We start from the raw sequence: 2,297 nt of genomic DNA, 5'->3' as shown, positions 1-2,297 counted from the left end.
ATGGGATAATTTAGCTGAATATTTCAGCCGTAAAATAGCCTGTAATTTACTCATAGATATAGGTCTTGTTGACATGATTGTTATCTTCATCAAATGATTTAGATAACGGTTTAACATACCTACAAAAATGATAAAACGTGAACTCGGAAACGAGTGGCATTAAGCTTTGATCGGCAAAATCATTAAGAACACAAAAGTGATCATTATCGAGTGATTTTCGTGATCAAAGCTTAATGAGAATAAGCGATCAAAGTTAATGCCATTGGGTGATCAAAGCTGGGGAGAATATGCAGTGTTAGCGAACGACTCGCCATAGCCTGTGGTATCACCAGTACCAAAAGTAGGCGCTTGGAAGCGAAGGCCCCTGTAGAAGCTCAAAAACAAAAGGAATTAACATTGCGCTAGGCAATGACTATTTAGCGTCACAAGGTTTAGTGTCATTGAGAGATATTTGGATCAATATTCATTACTGGAGATGAACCGCCCATTGCACTTCCTGTTAATAAAAAACGCATGATGGGTGGTGTGGGGGCTGGAGGTTAGAGACCTCCGGCTACCCGATTAGTTTTCATTTTATATTTAAAAACGTCCTATATGCTGGATGTATTGACCAAACTATATTGTCTTTTCGGTTTTCTATAGAACGGTATAGATCAGGGTCATCGGTATAATGGGTAAATGTCTTACCATCCTCATGAGCTCTAGATATCAGCCCAAGCTTATATAAAAAATCGCCTAAATCTTCATAATCCACATATTGTTTACCATCAATCTTTGGAATACTTTCGACTTCACGACCGCGAACAAAGTTATCATCAAGGATTATATGCAACTCTGTATAGGTAAATTCTTTTTTCGTTGCTCTCAATGAATCAATCAGATTAGATAACTCTTCAAACTGGTGGCTGTGCTCTTTAATTAAATCATCTCTTCTTAAAGCACCAAAATCGGCGAGTATAAAATTAATATGATCCAAATTAACCCTTTTTATACTTAATTTTTCACCTGCTTTTTTACTAGCCATTCTACATAGCTGCCCCATCCATCTTGGGCGTCTGTTAGAAAAGGCACTAATTGCGTCAAAAAGTCTAGCGTCACTAGCGCCGCGCCAATCTATAGGGGAGTTGAAAACCACGTCTAGAATTTTATTATAATCGCCTTTTAGCTTGAATTTTGCTTCATTCGAGCCTGGGAAGTTTTTCTGGATGTATACTAATATTTTTTGAGCAAGCATATCTCTCATATATTTTTTAGTCCAAAATATTTCAATTATATACTGCTGCAATTTATCTAAATCTTCCAAGTGCCGTAAACATGACCAAACGTCACTTCTTACGGTTGCCCTTACATTTAAATTTTCATTATCAAATGAAAGAGCTCTAATAGCACTAAAAAATGATCCTACTCTTGCTTGATTTTCTGGTGTATTTTGAAATTTCGCGTCTATATCATCAATTAAAAGCCAAACATTAGGACAATTTCTACCATTTTGAAAGCGCTGCAGTAGCTTATCTAAGTTTTCTGGAACACTACTATTAACCTCAACGCCTGCTAGAGGTAATTTCCCTTTTATCCTGGAGATTAAACCACCCACTAAATTTTTGCTCTTTAGCCCCTCGAGCTCCGATAACTCAACGAATGACATTTCATCACTACCTAGAGCAAATCCTATTTGACCTCCAATTTCTACAATGATTCTTTTGCAGATAATTTGTTTCCAGTAGTTTTCTAGGTAAGAATGATCTTCACCTTCAAAATTTCCGAGTCCTAGTAACTCATTTCCCTTAACTCTGATTATCAGTGGGTTTCCATACGCTTGTTCTTCCATGAGTTTGAAGTGCAATCGTGATAGCAGAGCTGATTTCCCCATACCTTTTCTAGCAGATACGATGGAAAGCCTCTCCTCTGAGTCAAAGAATTCATCAAAGTCGCGGTGTTCAATGTAATAAGAATTTAGAACTGCAAGTTGTTCATCTTCTCCTGCTTCATTTCCAAATATTTTTTTGTCTTTTAAGTTTATTTTTACCACGATTTTTAAAATCCTGTGAACGATGCTGACACTACTGCGAGAAAACTAACGCCTTAATAACTGGCGTGTAGGTTGGCGTTATTTTTGCAGCTTTTTCTTTTGCAAAAACAATGACAACCGTAATACGTCCAGTTAATTAACTTGTGTACGCCCGACATGGGCATTGACTTATGAGGTGAAAGTCCTCTGTAGGAAGATCGCCGTTTAAATAACATACTGTTATTAAACGATAACTACTAGCGAATGGCAAGGGCTAAATCGCGAGAGA

General features: G+C 37.3%; 1 protein-coding gene. It reads right to left on the bottom strand.

The features are described from left to right. Positions 1 to 568: 568 nt before the first annotated feature. Complete coding sequence (locus QMA12_RS21895; protein WP_290211489.1) at positions 569 to 2,029, bottom strand: hypothetical protein; 1,461 nt, start codon at positions 2,027 to 2,029, stop codon at positions 569 to 571. Between the last annotated feature and the right edge of the window lie 268 nt (positions 2,030 to 2,297).

Source organism: Pseudoalteromonas sp. APC 3893 (assembly GCF_030408095.1).
In the GTDB taxonomy this organism is placed as follows: domain Bacteria; phylum Pseudomonadota; class Gammaproteobacteria; order Enterobacterales; family Alteromonadaceae; genus Pseudoalteromonas.
This window is presented reverse-complemented; position numbering and strand designations above follow the sequence as displayed.